At 72.7% G+C, this 14,797-nt stretch carries 13 protein-coding genes; 3 read left to right on the forward strand and 10 right to left on the reverse strand.

Annotation, left to right across the window (positions count from 1 at the left end):
* Nucleotides 1–47: 47 nt before the first annotated feature.
* The gene (locus M1D46_RS05870) at nt 48–2,240 is read left to right on the forward strand and encodes a hypothetical protein (protein ID WP_456286921.1); all 2,193 of its coding nucleotides are present in this window, start codon (nt 48–50) and stop codon (nt 2,238–2,240) included.
* Between the two features lie 51 nt (nt 2,241–2,291).
* Here the strand turns inward: M1D46_RS05870 and M1D46_RS05875 are convergent, their stop codons facing one another.
* Together M1D46_RS05875 and M1D46_RS05880 are read right to left on the reverse strand one after the other, a co-directional pair.
* A complete protein-coding gene (locus M1D46_RS05875; RefSeq protein WP_324012390.1) occupies nt 2,292–3,935 on the reverse strand; it encodes an ABC-F family ATP-binding cassette domain-containing protein in 1,644 nt (547 codons plus the stop codon).
* Between the two features lie 245 nt (nt 3,936–4,180).
* Nucleotides 4,181–4,816 carry an alpha/beta hydrolase gene (locus M1D46_RS05880; protein ID WP_455968885.1) on the reverse strand — a complete coding sequence of 212 codons (636 nt, stop codon included), beginning with the start codon at nt 4,814–4,816 and terminating at the stop codon, nt 4,181–4,183.
* Nucleotides 4,817–4,864: 48 nt separating this feature from the next.
* Between M1D46_RS05880 and M1D46_RS05885 the strand changes: the two genes are divergently transcribed.
* The gene (locus M1D46_RS05885) at nt 4,865–5,488 is read left to right on the forward strand and encodes an NUDIX hydrolase family protein (protein WP_271174750.1); all 624 of its coding nucleotides are present in this window, start codon (nt 4,865–4,867) and stop codon (nt 5,486–5,488) included.
* 99 nt (nt 5,489–5,587) lie between these two features.
* Nucleotides 5,588–6,514: a sulfite exporter TauE/SafE family protein gene (locus M1D46_RS05890; protein ID WP_456284683.1), complete on the forward strand. Its 927-nt coding sequence runs from the start codon at nt 5,588–5,590 to the stop codon at nt 6,512–6,514.
* Nucleotides 6,515–6,523: 9 nt separating this feature from the next.
* Here the strand turns inward: M1D46_RS05890 and M1D46_RS05895 are convergent, their stop codons facing one another.
* The 8 genes from M1D46_RS05895 to M1D46_RS05930 all read right to left on the reverse strand — a co-directional run bounded on the left by M1D46_RS05895 (nt 6,524) and on the right by M1D46_RS05930 (nt 14,631).
* Entirely contained in the window at nt 6,524–6,967 is a 444-nt protein-coding gene (locus M1D46_RS05895; RefSeq protein WP_271174752.1) for an RrF2 family transcriptional regulator, read from the reverse strand.
* 492 nt (nt 6,968–7,459) lie between these two features.
* On the reverse strand, nt 7,460–7,780 hold the full coding sequence (gene fdxA / locus M1D46_RS05900) for a ferredoxin (protein WP_271172157.1): 321 nt from the start codon (nt 7,778–7,780) through the stop codon (nt 7,460–7,462).
* Nucleotides 7,777–9,129: an FAD-dependent oxidoreductase gene (locus M1D46_RS05905; protein ID WP_456286922.1), complete on the reverse strand. Its 1,353-nt coding sequence runs from the start codon at nt 9,127–9,129 to the stop codon at nt 7,777–7,779. Before M1D46_RS05905 ends, fdxA begins: the two co-directional genes overlap by 4 nt.
* Entirely contained in the window at nt 9,126–9,920 is a 795-nt protein-coding gene (cobA, locus tag M1D46_RS05910) for a uroporphyrinogen-III C-methyltransferase (protein ID WP_309299977.1), read from the reverse strand. The genes M1D46_RS05905 and cobA overlap by 4 nt, the downstream gene beginning before the upstream one ends.
* Nucleotides 9,913–11,229, reverse strand: coding sequence for a sulfate adenylyltransferase subunit 1 (locus tag M1D46_RS05915; protein ID WP_456286923.1), 1,317 nt, complete (start codon nt 11,227–11,229; stop codon nt 9,913–9,915). Before M1D46_RS05915 ends, cobA begins: the two co-directional genes overlap by 8 nt.
* Nucleotides 11,229–12,161 carry a sulfate adenylyltransferase subunit CysD gene (gene cysD, locus M1D46_RS05920; RefSeq protein ID WP_456286924.1) on the reverse strand — a complete coding sequence of 311 codons (933 nt, stop codon included), beginning with the start codon at nt 12,159–12,161 and terminating at the stop codon, nt 11,229–11,231. The genes M1D46_RS05915 and cysD overlap by 1 nt, the downstream gene beginning before the upstream one ends.
* Nucleotides 12,158–12,901, reverse strand: coding sequence for a phosphoadenylyl-sulfate reductase (locus M1D46_RS05925; protein ID WP_271174430.1), 744 nt, complete (start codon nt 12,899–12,901; stop codon nt 12,158–12,160). Before M1D46_RS05925 ends, cysD begins: the two co-directional genes overlap by 4 nt.
* Nucleotides 12,898–14,631, reverse strand: coding sequence for a nitrite/sulfite reductase (locus M1D46_RS05930; protein WP_282980192.1), 1,734 nt, complete (start codon nt 14,629–14,631; stop codon nt 12,898–12,900). The genes M1D46_RS05925 and M1D46_RS05930 overlap by 4 nt, the downstream gene beginning before the upstream one ends.
* Nucleotides 14,632–14,797 lie beyond the last annotated feature (166 nt).

The raw sequence follows: 14,797 nt of genomic DNA on the forward strand, positions 1-14,797 counted from the left end.
TGCTCGCCCTCGCCGCGATCGCGCCCCTCGCCGACGCGCTCGAGAGCATGGGCGACTCGAGCGGCTCGCCCGACGCCGGCGCTGGCGTGCTCATCGGCTTCGTCTTCGTGTGCGCCGGACTCGTCCTGGGCGGCGAGATCAGCGTGCAGCTGGGCGGATCCGCCGGCATGTTCAGCGCGTCCGGCGGTGGATCCGCATGGGTCTTCCCGCTCGTCCTCACCCTCGCGGTCCTCGTCGTGACCGCGTGGTGGTCGTGGCGTCTCGAACGCCGCGATCCGCAGCAGACCGTGTGGCATCGGCTCATCGCGAGCGCCGCGGCGGGACTCGCCGCGTCGCTCGTCCTGCTCCTGCTCGTCGCGATCCTGGCCCCGCGCGTCGAGGAGGCGGGGTCATCCTTCCTGCTGACGAGCGCGGGCTTCCGGCTCGTCGCGGTCGGCACGCTCCTCCTCACCGCGGCCGGCTTCCTCGGTCGCGAGCTCGGGCGCCGCACGGCGCAGGGCGAAGGGCCGGTGGCGGCCATCCGCCGGAACGTCGAGGCGCTTCCGGCGATCATCCGCGAGCCGCTCGTGGTCGCGACGATCTTCGCGGTCGTGTTCACCCCGCTCGCGATCATCGGCGGCGCGATCGGGCTCGTCCAGCAGGACATGGCCGGCGCCATCCCGCTCCTTCTCGTCCTCTGCCTGAACGTCGCCGCGGCCCTTGCGGTGATCGCCCAGCTGGGCGGCATCGAGGCGAGCGCCGGCACGAGCGGCTTCGGCGGCGCGAGCGAGCTCTACACGGTGTTCGGCGCGGGGCAGTGGTGGCTGTGGCTCGCCGTGCTCGTCGCGCTCGTCACGGCGGTTCTCGCCGCGGTGCGCATCGGAGTGCGGCGGCCGCGCGGCGCGCAGGTCGACCTCGCGCGGATGTGGCAGCTGCCGGCTGGCGCGCTGATCGGATGGATCGTGTTCGCGCTGCTGCTGTTCGGCGCGTCGGCCGCGGGGGCAGGCAGCATGATGTTCTTCTCCGGCGAGGGGACGGTCGCTCTGTCGATCGCGTGGTGGTCGCTGCTCGTCCTCCTCGTATGGGCCGCCGCGATCTCGTTCGGGGCGCAGGTGCTGCCGGCGCTCGTGTACGGGCTCTCGCCTCGCCTGCTGGAGGTCATCGGCGGGCGCGCGGCTGTCGCGACCTGGCTCTCCGGCGGCGCGCCGGCGCCGGTCGCGGGCGGCGCTGCCGGCGAGGCCGCGGTGACGGCTCCGGCCGCGCCGCCGGCACCGCCCGCTCCGATGAGCCCACGCACGAAGAAGGCGCTCGCGTGGACGGGCGGGGCCGTGGCCCTGGTGGCGGTGCTCGGCGTCGGCGCGGCCGTCGCGCTGTCGGTCGTGAACGCCGGCCGGGGGCCCGCCGCCGCTGTCGCGCAGTACGTCGGCCTCATCGCCGACGGACAGGCGGAGGCCGCGAGTGCGCTCGTCGACCCGAACGTCTCGAACGCCGAGCGCGCGTTCCTCACCGACGAGGTGCTGTCGGCCGCGGCGGAGCGCATCTCCGACGTCGAGGTCGCGGATGGTGCGGGCGAGGGAGACGTGCGATACATCGACGTGACCTACCGTCTCGACGGCGTCGAGCAGAGCGCGTCGCTGGAGGTGGAGCGTCTCGACAACGAGTGGCTCGTGCTCGAGCGCTGGCGCGTCGCGACACCGCTGCTGACCGAGGTCTTCGTGTACGCCGACGGCGGCGGAGCGCGGATCGGCGGCGTGGACGTGCCGTTCGACGAGTCGGGCCAGGCGACCGTCGCGGTGTATCCGGGCGCCTACGACGTCGAGCCCGCCTCGTCGGCGTTCTTCGAGGCCGATCCGGTCCGCGTGATCGCGGCAGGTCCGGCGGGCTTCGAGGGCGGGGCCGCCGAGATCGACTTCCGCCCGACGTCGGCGCTGCAGGACGAGGTCGACGCGCAGGTGAAGGCCCTCCTCGACGGATGCGCCGAGCAGGCCGTCGGGCAGCCCGAGGACTGCCCGTTCCAGGTGTACGTGTATCCGGACGACACCCCGGTGACGTGGAGCATCGCGTCGTACCCGTCGATCGAGATCGCGGAGGACGGCACGTACTTCACCGCCTCGGAGGGCGTCGCCGAGGCGACCTACATCGACTCCGGATTCTTCTCGGACGACGAGGAGGTCACGGAGGAGCGCGACATCTCCTTCAGCGGCGGCATCGAGATCGACGGCGACGCCGTGACGGTCACCTCCGACGGCTACTGGTGGTGACCGGGTGACGGCGGCGGCATGTGCCGCCGCCGTCACCTCTCCGGTCGCCCGTCAGGCGACCGGGGCCAGCTCGCGCTCCGACAGCCGCCCGTCGCGCAGCTCGAGCACCGCATCGGGAGCGAGCCGCGCGAGGAAGGATTCGTCGTGGCTCACGATGAGCACCGCGCCCCGGTAGGCGCGGAGCGCGTCGAGCAGCTGCTCGGCCGTGTCGATGTCGAGGTTGTTGGTCGGCTCGTCGAGCACGAGCAGCTGCGGCGGCGGATCGGCCAGCAGCAGCCGCGCGAGCGCCACGCGGAAGCGCTCGCCGCCCGAGAGGCTCCGCACCGGGCGCTCGACGGTCGCTCCGCGCAGGAGGAACCGCGCGAGGCGGTTCCGCAGCTCGCGGTCGGGTGTGTCCGGCGCGGCCGCGCGCACGGCGTCGAGCACCGACGCCTCCTCGACGAGACCGTCGACCCGCTGCGGCAGGTACCCGACGTGCTCGACGTGGAGCGCGGCGTGCAGGCCGGCGCCGGGCCGTGCCTGCTCGGCGTCCGGCGTCGGAACGGCCTCGTCGCACCACGCGACCGGAAGGCCGAGCAGCCTCCGCAGCAGCGTCGACTTGCCTGCCCCGTTCGGACCGGTCAGGGCGATGCGCTCGGGGCCCTGCACGACCCACGAGCGCTCGCCGTCGCCGATCGTCGCGACGCGGCGCCCGGCGGCCACACCCGGATCGGGCAGGTCGATGCGTACCGCGTCGTCGTCGCGCAGGCGCCGTTCCGCGGCCTCGTGCGCCTCCCGGGCCGCCGACTCCTTCTCGCGCATCTCGGTGCTGAGACGACCTGCTGACACCTCAGCGGCCATCCGCCGGCCGTGCGAGACGATCTTCGGGACGCGCTTCTCGGCCTCGGCCTTCCGCGCGGTGCGTGCGCGGCGGGCGAGCTTGACCTCGGACTCGATGCGCTGGCGCTTCTCCTTCCTGAGCGCCTTGTCGGCGTCGCGCTCGGCCTGCGCGGCGGCCTCCTGCTCCGCGTCGAGCCACGCTCGCCACGCGGAGTAGGGGCCGCCGAACACGCTGAGCTCGTCGCGGTACAGCTCGGCGGTGTCGTCCATGAGCTCGAGCAGCTCGAGATCGTGCGACACGACGACGAGCGCGCCGCGCCATCCCCGCACCATGTCGTGCAGCCGGAGGCGCGCGTCGCGGTCGAGGTTGTTGGTCGGCTCGTCGAGCAGGGTGATCGCGGCGGAGCGCAGGCGGATGCCCGCGATCGCCACGAGCACGGCCTCGCCTCCCGAGAGGCTCCCGACCGTGCGGTCGAGCGCCTCGGGCGGGAGCCCGGCGTCGGCGAGCGCGGCGTGCGCGCGCGACTCGATGTCCCAGTCGTCTCCGACGGCGTCGAAGTGGGCCGGGTCGACGTCGCCCGACTCGATCGCGCGCAGCGCGGCGAGCGGACGGGCGATGCCGAGGAGCTCGGCGACCGGGCGGTCGACATCGAGTGTGAGCCGCTGGGGGAGGTAGGCGATGTCTCCGGTGCGGACGATGTGGCCGCTGGTCGGGGTCAGCTCGCCGGCCGCGAGCCGCAGCAGCGTGGACTTGCCGGATCCGTTCCGGCCGACGAGGCCCGTGCGTCCGTCGCCGAACGTGCCGGACACGTCCGACAGGGCGACCGAGCCGTCAGGCCAGATGAAGGACAGGTGATCGAGAGTGAGAGCGGGCATGAGGGACCTCCGGTGTGCGAGTGTGCGGATGCACTGACACCGGACGCTCGCCGAAGGACTTCGGCGGACGGCTCTAGGCGGGTCCGAGAGAAGGACCGGCCCGGTTGTTCCGAGGGAGAACGGCGAGCGTCGACGGTTCAGCGCGTGAGCGCGTGAGCGTCGATCAGCTTCAACGGATTCTCCAGACCTCGGGGACAGGACCCGACCACTGTACACACTCCGTCGCGGGCGCGCCAGGGTCGGCGTCAGATCCGCTTCTCGAGGAACACCCTCAGGTCGTCGAGCTCGGCCGGCGACACGGCGTGCCCGAGGCCGGGGTAGATGCGCCCGGCGAGGTCGGCGTGAGCGGGCAGCCAGTCGGTCGTGTGCACGATGAGCCCCTCCGGGATGACCGTGTCGTGCGTCCCGCGGCCCCAGAAGACGGGAGGGCGCCGCTCGGCGAGCGCCGCGTCTCCCTCGAGCTCGCCCGGGGTGACGTAGCCCGAGAGATTCGCGCAGAACGCGAAGCGCTCGGGTGCGAGCCGCATGGCCTGCAGCGAGATCGCGCCGCCCTGCGAGAAGCCGATGAGGCCCACGACGGCATCCGGGCCGAGCGCCGCGTCGACCCACTCGAGGAAGCGGCGGGCGGCCTCGGTCGTGCGCTCGGGCGAGCGGCCCTCGAGGCCCTCGATCGGGTACCAGGAGTAGCCCGGCTGCGGCCACGGCATCCCGAGCGGGGCGCGGACCGCCGCGTACACGAAGGCGTCGGGCAGCATCGTCGAGAGCCCGAAGAGGTCGCTCTCGTCGGCGCCGTAGCCGTGCAGCAGCACGATCACGGGCCGGCCGTCGGGCTCTCCTGACCAGCGCACGACGGCGTCGTCCAGAGCAGGCGTCGCTTCCATGGTCTCCATCGTGACGCACGTCGGCGACATCCGGGGTAGAAAGGACGCATGCCGGTCCGCACGCCTGACCCCGATCCCGAAGAGCTCCCCGAGGAGCCGCAGCTGCCATCCGACCTGGGCGCGAGCGGGATCGGCGCGGTGCCGGGAGGCTCGTCGAACCCGGGCTGGCTGAGCGAGTTCGAGCTCGAGGCCGTGCGCCGTCGCCTTCCGATGCTCTACGTCGAGGCCATCCCGGTGCGCACGGATGGCGTGGGCCAGGTGACCGACGTCGGGATCCTCCTGCGCGCCTCGAGCATGGGCGAGATCAAGCGCACGATCGTCTCCGGCCGCGTCCGCTACGGCGAGACCGTGCGCGACGCGCTGTTCCGGCACCTCGAGAACGACCTCGGGCCGATGGCGTTCCCGCTGCTGCCGCCGCAGCCGACGCCCTTCACGGTCGCGGAGTACTTCCCGATCCCGGGCGTCACGGCGTTCCACGACGACCGCCAGCACGCCGTGTCGCTCGCGTTCGTCGTGCCCGTGACCGGGACGTGCGAGCCGCGTCAGGACGCGCTCGAGGTGACGTGGCTCACACCCGACGAGGCGGCGTCGGATGCGCTCGCCGCCGAGATGGAGGGCGGGCGCGGCTCGCTGATCCGGATGGCCCTGGCATCGGTCGGCGCCCTCCGCTGAGCCCCGCGGCGACTGCATGTGTCGCCGTATGACGCGCTGTGTTACGGCCGCGCGTAATGTCCTACCTCGACGGTGGGGATAGCCCCTAGCGTCGTCGGCATGCAGACACTCGTGCTCCTCGCCCTGATCGGCCTCGCAGGCTTCGCAGCTCAGCTCGTCGACGGCGCCCTGGGCATGGCGTACGGCGTCACGTCAACGACCCTGCTGCTCACGATCGGCGCAGCGCCCGCCGCGGCCAGCGCCTCCGTGCACCTCGCGGAGATCGGCACGACGCTCGCGTCGGGCATCTCGCACTGGCGCTTCGGGAACGTCGACTGGAAGACCGTCTTCAAGATCGGCGTGCCCGGCGCGCTCGGCGCCTTCGCGGGCGCGACGTTCCTCTCGGGCCTGTCGACCGAGGCGGCCGCGCCGCTCACGTCGGGCATCCTCCTGGCCCTCGGCACCTACATCCTCGTCCGGTTCACCGTGCAGGGCCTCCCGAAGCGCCGCACCGACAAGCCGCTCCCGCTCGCGTTCCTCGCGCCGCTCGGCATCGTCGGCGGCTTCCTCGACGCCTCGGGCGGCGGCGGATGGGGCCCGGTCGGCACGCCGGCGCTGCTCTCGAGCGGCCGCCTCGAGCCGCGCAAGGTCATCGGCACGATCGACACGAGCGAGTTCCTCGTCGCGATCGCGGCGTCGCTCGGCTTCCTCCTCGGCCTCGGCTCCGCGGGCTTCGACTTCGGCTGGGTGCTCGCGCTCCTCGCGGGCGGCGTCGCGGCGGCGCCCCTCGCCGCGTGGCTCGTGCGCAAGCTGCCGCCGCGCATCCTCGGGTCCCTCGTCGGCGGGATCATCGTCCTGACCAACACCCGGACCATCCTGCGCAGCCTCGAGGTGGGCGACGCGACGGTGAACCTCGCGCTCGTCGGGATCGCCGTCGTGTGGGCCGCGGCGGTCGCCTGGTCGGTGCGCGCTCACCTCATCGCGCGTCGCGCCGAGAAGGCCGACGCGGAGGCGCCGGCCGCGCAGCCCGCGCTCGTCGCCGACTAGACCGGATCTCTAGGGGCTCTGCCAGGCGGCCGGGTCCTCGGTCAGCGCGGCGACGTCGGCCGGCAGCCGGTCGTCGGCGAGGTCGGCGAGGCTCGTCCCCTCGAGCACGCTGCGCACGTTCGCGCGCAGCGCGACCCACAGCTGCAGGAGTGCGCCCTCCTCGGCCATGTCGGATGGTCGCTGATCGCGCACGAAGACGAGCGGGCCATCCACCGCGCGGATGACGTCGGCCACGGTCACCTCGGCCGCCGGGCGGGCCAGCTCGTAGCCGCCGCCGGCGCCGCGACGGCTCGACACGATCCCGGCGCGCACGAGGGACGTCAGGATGCCCTCGAGGAACTTCGCGGGGATGCCCTCGTCCGAAGCGATCGTCGGCGAGGCGAGGCGCTCCGTCGCGCGCGCGAGCAGCACGCACGCGCGCACGGCGTATTCGGCACGAGCGGAGATGCGCATCCCTCGATCATGGCACGGGGTCCGGTGCACTCCGTCCCGTCCCGTCCCGCTGGTGGCGGTGGTGCGGCGTGGCCGGTGGCTGTTCGGGTCGCAGTTGGCGTCGGTATTCGGCCGTTTGGGGCCGCGAAGTGCGACCTGGCGGTGCCGGTGGTGTGGGCGTTCGGTTGCGGTGGGCGTCGGCGGTGGCCGTGGCCGTCCGGGTCGCAGTTGGCGTCGGTATTCGGTCGTTTGGGGCCGCGAAGTGCGACCTGGCGGTGGCCGTGGCTGTTCAGGTCGCAGTTGGCGTCGGTTCTCGGCCGTTTGGGGCCGCGAAGTGCGACCTGGCCAGGGGAGGAGTGGCCAGCGGAGGAGTGGCCACCGGAGGATGGCCACCAGCGACCCGGCCACCGGGGGCCAGCGACCCGGCCACCATGGGCCAGCGACCCGGCCACCGGGGGCGCGTCGTGGCACGGCGAAGGCCCCGAGCCGAAGCCCGGGGCCTTCGCGGATGGCCTACTCGCCCTGGGGCGGGAGGGCGGCGATGAGGGGGTGGTCCTTCTCGATCACGCCGACCTTCGACGCACCGCCGGGCGACCCGATGTCGTCGAAGAACTCCACGTTCGCCTTGTAGTAGTCCTGCCACTCGTCGGGCAGGTCGTCCTCGTAGTAGATCGCCTCGACCGGGCACACCGGCTCGCACGCACCGCAGTCGACGCACTCGTCCGGATGGATGTACAGCGACCGCTCGCCCTCGTAGATGCAGTCGACCGGGCACTCATCGATGCAGGCGCGGTCCTTGACATCGACGCAGGGGAGCGCGATGACGTACGTCACGAGCGTGCGAGCGCGTCGGCGCGCGAGATCTCGACCTGCTCCTCGCGGGGCACGACCTTGACGCGCTCCCGCTGGTGGCGGTGCGTCTCGCCGAGCGTGCGCTCGTGCGCGTCGAGGGCGAGCCATCCCTGCCACGTGGTGTACTCGACGTCGCGCTCGTCGAGGAGCGCGACGACGTCGTCGGCCGCGGGGGCCGTGAGCGATCCGGCGGCCGCGTCCTCGACGAGGTGCTCGACCGTCTCCATCGCGTCGGACTTCGTGTGGCCGATGAGGCCGACGGGCCCGCGCTTGATCCATCCCGTGGCGTACAGGCCGGGAACGCCCTCGACACGGCCCTCGACGTTCGGGATGACGCCGCGGGCGGCGTCGAACGGCGCGCCCTCGACGCGCGTGCCGTAGTAGCCGACGGCGCGGTACACGGCCTGCAGCGGGTAGTCGACGAACGCGCCCGTGCCGACGACCCGGTCGCCCTCGACGCGCGTGCGCTCGAACCGCATGCCCTCGACGCGCTCGTCGCCGAGCACCTCGGCGGGCGCGTGCCAGAAGTGCAGGTGCAGGCGGCGGGGAGCGCCGGTGAGCTCGCGTCCGCGCCACGAGTTCAGCGTGCGGAGCATGATCTTCATCTGGTTGTTCGGCGCCGCGGCCGGGTCGACGCCCTCGAAGTCGGCGTCGTCGAGCACGATGTCGACGCCGCGCACCTCGCCGAGCTCGCGCAGCTCGATCGGCGTGAACTTGATGTCGGCGGGTCCGCGACGGCCGAACACGTGCACATCCGTCACCGCCGAGCCCTCGAGGCCCTCGAGGACGTTGTCGGGCACCTCGGTCGAGCGGAGGTCCTCGGGCAGCTTCGCGAGCACGCGGGCGACGTCGAGCGCGACGTTGCCGTTGCCGATGACGGCCACCTGCTGCGCCTCGAGCGGCCAGGTGCGCGGCACATCCGGGTGGCCGTCGAACCACGCGACGAAGTCGGCGGCGCCGTACGAGCCCGCCTTGTCGATGCCGGGGATGTCGAGGGCCGCGTCGCGGATGGCTCCGGTCGCGAGGATGACGGCGTGGTACCGCTCCTGGAGCTCCTCGATCGACACGTCGCGGCCGACCTCGATGTTGCCGAGGAAGCGGATGCGGCCCGAGTCGAGCATCTCGTGCAGCGAGTTGACGATGCCCTTGATGCGCGGATGGTCGGGGGCGACTCCGTAGCGGATGAGTCCGTAGGGCGCGGGGAGCGACTCCAGCAGGTCGATCGAGACCGATCCGCCCGCCTCCTCGACGGCGTTCGCGAGGAGGTTGCCGGCGTAGATCCCGGCAGGGCCCGCGCCGACGATCGCGACGCGCAGGTTGTCGAGGCTCACAGGGCTGCCTTTCGTTCGGAGTCGCGACGCACCGCGTCGACGAGCTCGGATGGTGCATAGGGGCTGAGGGTGACCACGTCGCCGATGACGACGACGGCCGGGTTGCGCACCTTCCGCTGAGCGGCCTGGTGCGCGATGGTCTGCAGGGTGCCGAAGGTGACGCGCTGCCGGGGCCCGTATCCATCCTCCACGATCGCGACCGGGCAGTCGCCGCCGCGGCGGCCGGCTCCCAGCACATGCGCGGAATGGGGAAGGGTGCCCACGCCCATGAGCAGCACGACCGTGTGGTCGCGGCCGCCGCCGACCTCGTCGATCTGATCGTGCCCGGAGACGACCGTGAAGGAGGTCGCGAGCCCGCGGTGCGTGAGAGGGATGCTCGCGATCGCCGGCACGGCGCTCGCGCTCGTGACGCCCGGCACGACCTCGACGTGCAGTCCGGCCTCGCGGCAACGGAACAGCTCCTCGCCGCCGCGGCCGAACACGAAGGGGTCGCCGCCCTTGAGCCGCACGACGTCGCGCCCGGAGAGGGCGATCTCGACGAGCAGCTCCGAGATGGCCTCCTGCGGGATCGGATGGTGGCCCGGCGTCTTCCCGACGTCGATGACCTCCGCACGGAGCTCGATGCCCTCGGCTGCGAGGCCGTCGAGCACGCCGCGCGCGCCCAGGCGGTCGGCGACGATGACGTCGGCGCTCTCGAGCGCGCGGAGGCCGCGCACGGTGAGGAGGCCGGCGTCGCCCGGACCCGCTCCGACGAGGGTGACGCGCCCCTCGCGGCGCGCGGTCTCAGTCACGGACGGTGCCGGCGGCGATCGTGTGGCCGTCGGCGGGCCGGATGACGAGGAACGAGCCCGAGTGGCGGGACACGCTGTACGGCTCGAGGGGGAGCGCCTCGGCGAGGCGGATCCGCGCGCGGCCGATCTCGTTCGCGCCGAGCTGGTCGGCCGGCACGTGCGCGAGGGAGTCGAGGTCGCGGCGCTCGACGATCTCGTCGACGATCGCCTGCACGGTCTTCGTGCCGTGCTTGACGAGCACGCGGGCACCCTGCGTGAGGGGGCGCTCGTCGAGGAGGAACAGCTGCGCGTCGATCTCGCGCGAGAGCTGCGGCGGGGCGTCCTCCGCCACGATCACGCTGCCGCGCGCGGCGTCGACGTCGTCGGCGAGGCGCACGGCGACCGACTGCGGCGCGGCCGCCTCGTCGACCTCGACGCCCGCGATCTCGACCGCGGTGACGGTGGTCGAGATGCCCGCGGGCAGGACGCGCACGCGGTCTCCCGCGCGCACGGTTCCCGACGCGATGCGGCCGGCCGACGCGCGGTAGTCGCGAAGGCGCTCGACGGCATCGGGGTCGGCCGCGGCGATCTCGGGCGAGACGCCGCCCTGCGGGCGCAGGACGATCTGCACGGGAAGCCGGAACGGCTCGAGCTCGCGCTCCTCGGCGTCGGCGGCCGGCAGCTGCTCGAGGAGCTCGAGGAGCGACGGGCCCGTGTACCAGGGCGTGCGCGCCGAGCGCTCGACGATGTTGTCGCCCTCGAGGGCGGAGACGGGGAGCACGTGCACGTCGGCGACGCCGAGCTCGTCGGTGACCTCGCGCACCTGGCGCTCGACGGGTGCGAAGGCGTCTTCCGCGAAGCCGAGGAGGTCGATCTTGTTGACGGCCACGATGACGTGCGGGACGCGCAGGAGCGCCGTCACGGCGAGGTGCCGGCGGGTCTGCTCGAGCACGCCCTTGCGGCCGTCGATGAGCACGACGACGGCGTCGGCCGTCGTGGCGCCCGTGACCATGTTGCGCGTGTACTGCACGTGGCCGGGGCAGTCGGCGAGGATGAAGCTGCGCTCGGCGGTCGCGAAGTAGCGGTAGGCGACGTCGATCGTGATGCCCTGCTCGCGCTCGGCGCGCAGGCCGTCGGTGAGCAGCGCGAAGTCGATGCCGTCGGCGCCCGCGAAGCCGCGCTCGCGCGAGGTGCGCGCGACCTGCTCGAGCTGGTCCGCGAGGATGGCCTTGGAGTCGTGGAGCAGCCGGCCCACGAGCGTGGACTTGCCGTCGTCGACCGACCCGGCGGTCGCGAACCGGAAGAGGGTGGAGGGGGCGAGCGTGCTCATCAGAAGTAGCCGTCCTTCTTGCGGTCTTCCATCGCCGCTTCGCTGATCCTGTCGTCGGCGCGGGTCGCGCCGCGCTCGGTGAGGGTCGACACCGCCACCTCGGCGACGATGTCCGAGATGCCAGAGGCGGCCGACTCGACGGCGCCCGTGCAGCTCATGTCGCCGACCGTGCGGTAGCGCACCGTGCGGGTCTCGACCGTCTCGTCGGCACGGGGCTCGGAGAACGGGCCCACGGCCATCCACATGCCGTCGCGACGGTAGACCTCGCGCTCGTGCGCGAAGTAGAGGGGCGGCAGGGCGATGCCCTCGCGCTCGATGTAGCGCCAGATGTCGAGCTCGGTCCAGTTCGAGATCGGGAAGACGCGCACGTGCTGGCCGGGCGTGTGGCGGCCGTTGTAGAGGCTCCAGAGCTCGGGGCGCTGGTTGCGCGGGTCCCACTGGCCGAACTCGTCGCGGAGGGAGAAGATGCGCTCCTTGGCGCGCGCCTTGTCCTCGTCGCGGCGCGCGCCGCCGAAGACCGCGTCGTGCTTGCCGGCCGCGATGGCGTCGAGCAGCGGCTGCGTCTGCAGCGGATTGCGGGTGCCGTCGGCGCGCTCGAGGAGGCGCCCGTCGTCGATGTAGTCCTGCACGCTCGCGACCTCGAGCGTGAGGCCGAGGCGCTTGACGGTCTCGTCGCGGAAGCGGATGACCTCGGGGAAGTTGTGCCCCGTGTCGACGTGCAGCACGGGGAACGGCACGCGCCCGGGCAAGAACGCCTTGGCGGCGAGGTGCAGCACGACGACGGAGTCCTTGCCGCCCGAGAAGAGCAGCACGGGGCGCTCGAACTCGGCGACGACCTCGCGGATGACGTGGATGGCCTCCGCCTCGAGCAGGTCGAGCGTGCTCAGGCGCGTGGCCGGCGCGGCGGCGGTCGCGGTCAGGGTGTCGCTCATGTGTGGAGTCCGCATTCGGTCTTGTCGAGTCCGGCCCAGCGGCCGGAGCGGGGGTCTTCGCCCGGGGCGACGGGCTTGGTGCAGGGGCGGCATCCGATCGAGGGATAGCCGAAGTTGAGCAGGAGGTTCATCGGCACCTGGTGGAGCGATGCGTAGGCCTGCAGGTCGTCCCACGTCCACGCGGCGACCGGGTTCACCTTGACGAGGCCGTTCTTCGCGTCCCACGTGACGAGCGGCGTGTTGACGCGCGTGGGCGCCTCCTCGCGGCGCACGCCCGTGAACCACACCTCGTAGCCCTGCAGGGCGTCGTGGAGCGGGGCGACCTTGCGCAGCGCGCAGCACTGGGCGGGGTCGCGGGCGAAGAGGTCCTTGCCGTGCGCGGCGTCCTGCTCGGCGACGGTCTGCTCGGGGAGCACGTCGACGATGCGGACGTCGAGGCGGCGCTCGACCTCGTCGCGCGTCGCGACGGTCTCGACGAAGTGGTAGCCCGTGTCGAGGAAGAGCACGTCGACACCGGGCAGCTGCTCGGCGACGAGGTGCGGAAGGGCGGCGTCGGCCATCGAGCACGCGACGGCGACGGCGCCGAGGCCGAAGTTGCGCGCGACCCAGTCGACGACCTGCGCGGGCGTGGCCTCGTGGTCGGTGAGGCTGCCGAGCTCGGCGGCGCCGGCCTCGGCGAGGGCCTCGAGCTCGGCGGCGGAGCGGCGCGTCTGCAGACGCGGCGCGAGGCTGACGGTCATCGCAGGACCTCCTCATCGACGCGGTGGGCCCACTGCGCGAAGCTCTCGTCGCCCTCGCGGCTCTCCGCATAGCGGGTGGCGATGCGCTCGACGTAGTCGGCGATCCCGGTGGCCTCGACCTTGAGCCCGCGCACGGTGCGGCCGAGGCCGGCCTCCTCGCGGTCGTGCGCGGTGAGCCCGCCGCCGAGATGCACCTGGTAGCCCGGGACCTTGTTGCCGTCGTCATCCGTGATGATCTGGCCCTTGAGCCCGATGTCGGCGGTCTGGATGCGCGCGCACGAGTTGGGGCATCCGTTGATGTGCAGGCTGAGGGGTGCGGGGAGGTCGACCCCCGCGAGCCGCTTCTCGAGCTCGAGGACGGCGATCCGCGCGTTCTCCTTCGTCTCGACGATCGCGAGCTTGCAGAACTCGATGCCCGTGCACGCGATCGTGCCGCGGCGGATGAGGCTCGGTCGCGCGCTGAGGCCGAGTTCGTCGAGCCCGGCGATGAGCGACTCGACGCGGTCCTCGGCGATGTCGAGGAAGACGAGCTTCTGGTGCGGGGTCGTGCGCAGCCGCGTCGAGCCGTGCGCCTCGAGCAGGTCGGCGAGAGCCGCGAGCTGCGTGCCCGACGAGCGCCCGACGATGGGCGTCGCGCCCACGTAGAAGAGACCGTCCTTCTGGCGGTGCACGCCGATGTGGTCGCCGGGGGTTGGCGGCTTCGGGGCGGCCGGGCCGTCGGCGAGGCGGTAGCCGAGGTACTCGGTCTCGAGGACCTCGCGGAACTTCTCCACGCCCCAGTCGGCGAGGAGGAACTTCAGACGCGCCTTGTTGCGGAGACGACGGTAGCCGTAGTCGCGGAAGATGCGCGCGACGCCGTACCAGACCTCGGCGACCTGGTCGGGGGAGGCCCACGCGCCGAGGCGCTCGCCGAGGCGCGGCACGGTCGACAGAGCGCCGCCGACCCACACGTCGTAGCCGACGCCGTGCTCGGGGTGCTCGACGGCGACGAACGCGACGTCGTTGATCTCGTGGACGACGTCCTGGCTCGGATGGCCGGTGAGCGCGGTCTTGAACTTGCGCGGGAGGTTGGCGAGCTCGGGGTCGCCGATGAACCGGCGCGTGATCTCGTCGATCTGCGGGGTCGGGTCGATGAGCTCGTCGGCCGCGATGCCGGCGACGGGAGAGCCGAGGACGACGCGGGGGACGTCGCCGCAGGCCTCGGTGGTCGACAGGCCGACGCTCTCGAGGCGGCGCCAGATCTCCGGCATGTCCTCGACCTGCACCCAGTGCAGCTGGATGTTCTGACGGTCGGTGAGGTCGGCCGTGCCGCGCGCGAAGTCGTTCGAGATGCCCGCGATCACGCGCAGCTGCTCGGTCGTGAGCTGGCCGCCGTCGATGCGGACCCGCAGCATGAAGTACTCGTCCTCGAGCTCGTGCGGCTCGAGGGTCGCGGTCTTGCCGCCGTCGATCCCGGGCTTGCGCTGGGTGTAGAGGCCCCACCAGCGGAAGCGGCCGTGCAGGTCGGTCGGGTCGATCGAGGAGAAGCCGCCCTGCGCGTAGACGGTCTCGATGCGCTCGCGCACGTTGAGGCCGTTGTCCTCCTGCTTGAACTGCTCGTTGGCGTTCAGCGGCTCGGTGCCGTCGATCTTCCACTGCCCGTTCGGCTTGCTCGACGGGCGAGGCGGACGGATGCGCGCCCCGCGCGCCGCCGCCGGTGCGGCCTGCGTGCCGGTCTCGCTCAAGGTCATGCTCGTCTCCCGCTCGCTCGATGTGGGTCGAGCTTAGGGAGCGGAGGGTGAGGGGCTCGCGCGCCTGCGCAACAGACCGTCACACGCGGCGAAACAGAGCGTCACATGACGCAACGCAGGTCGTCCTCGGGGCCTCAGCGCGGCCATCCGCTCAGCCGTGCGACTC

This window comes from Microbacterium sp. JZ70, assembly GCF_053903225.1.

Coding starts and splice junctions, on each gene's coding strand:
- M1D46_RS05925 (WP_271174430.1), bottom strand. CDS start 12,901: ATGACCGTCAGCCTCGCGCCGCGTCTGCAGACGCGCCGCTCCGCCGCC.
- M1D46_RS05875 (WP_324012390.1), bottom strand. CDS start 3,935: ATGCCCGCTCTCACTCTCGATCACCTGTCCTTCATCTGGCCTGACGGC.
- cysD (WP_456286924.1), bottom strand. CDS start 12,161: ATGAGCGACACCCTGACCGCGACCGCCGCCGCGCCGGCCACGCGCCTG.
- M1D46_RS05885 (WP_271174750.1), top strand. CDS start 4,865: ATGCCGGTCCGCACGCCTGACCCCGATCCCGAAGAGCTCCCCGAGGAG.
- M1D46_RS05915 (WP_456286923.1), bottom strand. CDS start 11,229: ATGAGCACGCTCGCCCCCTCCACCCTCTTCCGGTTCGCGACCGCCGGG.
- M1D46_RS05870 (WP_456286921.1), top strand. CDS start 48: ATGGGCGACTCGAGCGGCTCGCCCGACGCCGGCGCTGGCGTGCTCATC.
- M1D46_RS05880 (WP_455968885.1), bottom strand. CDS start 4,816: ATGGAAGCGACGCCTGCTCTGGACGACGCCGTCGTGCGCTGGTCAGGA.
- M1D46_RS05890 (WP_456284683.1), top strand. CDS start 5,588: ATGCAGACACTCGTGCTCCTCGCCCTGATCGGCCTCGCAGGCTTCGCA.
- M1D46_RS05930 (WP_282980192.1), bottom strand. CDS start 14,631: ATGACCTTGAGCGAGACCGGCACGCAGGCCGCACCGGCGGCGGCGCGC.
- M1D46_RS05895 (WP_271174752.1), bottom strand. CDS start 6,967: ATGCGCATCTCCGCTCGTGCCGAATACGCCGTGCGCGCGTGCGTGCTG.